The 3021-nt window shown below is 29.8% G+C and carries 3 protein-coding genes; all 3 read right to left on the bottom strand.

Features of this window, described 5'->3' with window-relative positions:
• Window positions 1–14: 14 nt before the first annotated feature.
• The gene (locus BLR76_RS11355) at window positions 15–392 is read right to left on the bottom strand and encodes a hypothetical protein (protein WP_425425727.1); all 378 of its coding nucleotides are present in this window, start codon (window positions 390–392) and stop codon (window positions 15–17) included.
• A 1085-nt stretch (window positions 393–1477) separates the two neighbouring features.
• Window positions 1478–2326 (bottom strand): streptomycin adenylyltransferase Str, encoded by an 849-nt coding sequence (gene str / locus BLR76_RS11350; RefSeq protein ID WP_091269009.1) that lies wholly within the window; start codon window positions 2324–2326, stop codon window positions 1478–1480.
• A gap of 7 nt (window positions 2327–2333) precedes the next feature.
• Window positions 2334–2882: a replication initiation factor domain-containing protein gene (locus BLR76_RS11345; protein ID WP_425425726.1), complete on the bottom strand. Its 549-nt coding sequence runs from the start codon at window positions 2880–2882 to the stop codon at window positions 2334–2336.
• Window positions 2883–3021: the final 139 nt, after the last annotated feature.

The raw sequence follows: 3021 nt of genomic DNA, 5'->3' as shown, positions 1-3021 counted from the left end.
AAAAAGCAGTGAGTTTAATAGAAATAGTTATCCACATTTAGAGGTATGAATAATTCAGGTGTAAGTTTATTTGGATTAAATTCAACACGCATATTACGTCTGTCCCAAGTATCTGCTTTCACTTTGTCATATTCGATATAAACTTTTTCTTGCAGTGCTTTAGCTTTAAATTTCGTTTGTAGTATATCCCAAAGTCTTATTTGAGGTTCAATACTCATAAATGACGATAGCTTTTGAGCGTTGTCACGACTGAGATTTCCAACTATTGTCATAGCGTCAAAACTTAATTTAGGATTTTGTGGGTGCACAGAATGCACTCCTAACCGGCTATTAGAGACGGCCGGTTTTTTTTGTGAGATTTCTGCAGCTAATTTTTCATCAATTTTCTTCATTTTTTATCGCTCCTAAAATAATTTTTGGAACGAAAAAAGGACAAATGGAATTACAAAAAAATTTGCTTTATCCATTCGTCCTTTTTTATTTTGTATTCAAGAGAAAAAATTGATATACTAAGTTTCGAATGAATAACAAGTGCGATTTGTTATTCCGGACGAGAACGTTGGTAGCGTTGCTCGTCTTTTTTTATGTCTTTTTTTCGTTAAATCTATTTTAAAACTAAATATATCTTAAAGCAAATAAATCTAAGGGGCTAAAAGCGCCCCTTAAAAACCCCTTACCTCTGAAAAGTTATGTGTTTCCTTTTCGTCGTTCAGCAAAGCTAATTTACTCAAAAAATAATGGCAAGGGTAAATACACTCGCTATGCTCGCCCTTGCAATATTTTATTTCGCAAATTTTAACGCATTTGCCGACGAAAAGATAAAACACATAAAAATATACGCAGATATATTTAAAACGTCTTAAAACGCAAATATGAGCTTCTAAGAGTGATTTAAATTCCAAAACTTATATCAAAAAAATTAAGTTCGTGTAACAGCAAGCACAGTCAAGGTATATCCCTTTGACAAAAAATAGCACATTCTCTATCGAAAATTTTTGCTTATTTTTTAAATTATTTTGGGAAATTTTCCCAATCCCTTTTTCTAACTCAAAAAAATATAATCACTCAAAATTTAAAAGGGCGCACTTATACACCACTTTTCAAGTCGTATTATTTTCTTCGAAAAGCGTGCGCAAAAAACCCCCTTCGTCATTTTTGACAGGGGGCTTTTTGATGTAAAAATTTCTATCGAAATTTAAAAATTCGCTTCACTCATGTTATAAAGACTTAAAATAAAATAACTCTTAAAATCTTTAGGTAGTTGTTGCTTCAGTGTTTCTTCATTCGGTGTATCTTCCAAGTAAAGTATAACACACTAGACTTATTTACTACGTTTCATAAGTCATTAATGCGTGTGCTCTGCGAGGCTAGTTTTTGTGCAAGCACAAAAAATGGACTGAATAAATCAGTCCATAAGTTCAAAACCAAATTCAAAATCAAAACCACAAGCAACCAAAAAATGTGGTTGCTAATAAAATTAATTCTCATAATTATTACGAATAAAATTCTCAATATTTTTTTCGTAATTTGGATAGTTATAATTTCCTAAACAACTTACTTTATTTGAATAATATTTAAATAATTCACAACAAAGCTTAAAAGATTGGTATGTCTTTCTATATCCATTCATCTCAAAAGTAGCTAAAAACATATTGAATTCTTTATCAGTTAAATATTTGTTTATAAACTTATAATTCTTTCCTAAACTAAAATCAAAACCCCTATTAAAGCCAATATACCAAGAAATCATTCTTAATAATTCAGGACGTAAAATATTATTGAAATGATCTAAAGCAAATAATATTTCTCTTCTAAAAACACCCTTTGCTACATACGTTGAGACACTCCAAAACTCATTACAGCAATCATAAAATTCTCGTTCTGTTGGTTTTTTTAACCAATAATTTGAGTCATCTGGAACAATTTCTTGAATTACTAAATTATCTTTATCAACTAAAATTTTTACAAGACCATCAGAATCACTAAAATAACGATTTAAATCTATTAAATTAATTAATGTAATATCCATTTTTATGCCATCTTTAAAATACATTATATAACTGTAACCATAATCTAAATCAGGTGGGAATAATTCCATATCTTCTGGTTTCTGTATAAACAATAATTCTCCAAATAAACTTAACCAACTTTCTTCATGTGTGAAACACTCAATATCTGATACGAAAAAAGCAAAATCATAATCTTGAAACTTATCTTTTTTTATATTTTCATTAGTTCTTGAACCCTCGAGAGCAATAATTTTTACATTGCTTCGTTGATAAGCAAATTCAGAAACTAAATTTAAAATTTCTTTTTCAGTCCTCATTGTTTTTTCACTCCCAAAATCTAAATTCACGATGCCAAAAATCAATCTGCTTTTGCAATTGTTTTTCGTTTTCTCGTAAAGTCAATTTCATTATTTCAGTTAAATCAATTGGAGATATTTCTTTGATTATTTTTTTATATTTATATTTAGTTCTCTTATTCAATTCTCCCCATTTGCCTTCTTCATGAATTAACATGTAAACCATTGCTTGTTCATTTAATTTTTCTGGCGAAGTCCAATCTGGTTTCAAGATATGTAAATCATTAAAACAATCATTCCAATAATCCACCATATCTCTTTTAAGTTCAATTTCTACACGCCATAAGTGTTCAGACATAACTTCAACATCTGCATTGTCTTTACGTTCTTGCTTTTTATTGTAAATTCTAATAAATCTATTGCTATCTCTCACACCAAAATACTTTGTTTCTGGTTTACCATTGCGACCGTAAAAAATAGTTTTCTTAACTGCTTTATCAGTCATTGCATAGTAATCACTCAAATCATCTTCAAAATCAAAAGCTAAATCTAATCTTGTAAAACCGTCATCTTCCATGTAGTCGATGATGTTCTGTTTTAACCAAATCATTTCTTCATGTGTAACCTGAATAATTCATAGTACCTTGTCAGAACAGGCATTTATCCCGCTTTGATAAGGTTTATCACTCTATTCCTTCTTCACCCGTTGGGTGAAG

It is taken from the genome of Alkalibacterium thalassium, from assembly GCF_900101165.1.
Taxonomy (GTDB): Bacteria; Bacillota; Bacilli; order Lactobacillales; family Carnobacteriaceae_A; genus Alkalibacterium; species Alkalibacterium indicireducens.
This window is presented reverse-complemented; position numbering and strand designations above follow the sequence as displayed.

Excerpts from the sequence above, each read along its gene's own strand:
- BLR76_RS11355 (WP_425425727.1), bottom strand. The coding sequence starts at position 392 with ATGAAGAAAATTGATGAAAAATTAGCTGCAGAAATCTCACAAAAAAAA.
- str (WP_091269009.1), bottom strand. The coding sequence starts at position 2,326 with ATGAGGACTGAAAAAGAAATTTTAAATTTAGTTTCTGAATTTGCTTAT.
- BLR76_RS11345 (WP_425425726.1), bottom strand. The coding sequence starts at position 2,882 with ATGGAAGATGACGGTTTTACAAGATTAGATTTAGCTTTTGATTTTGAA.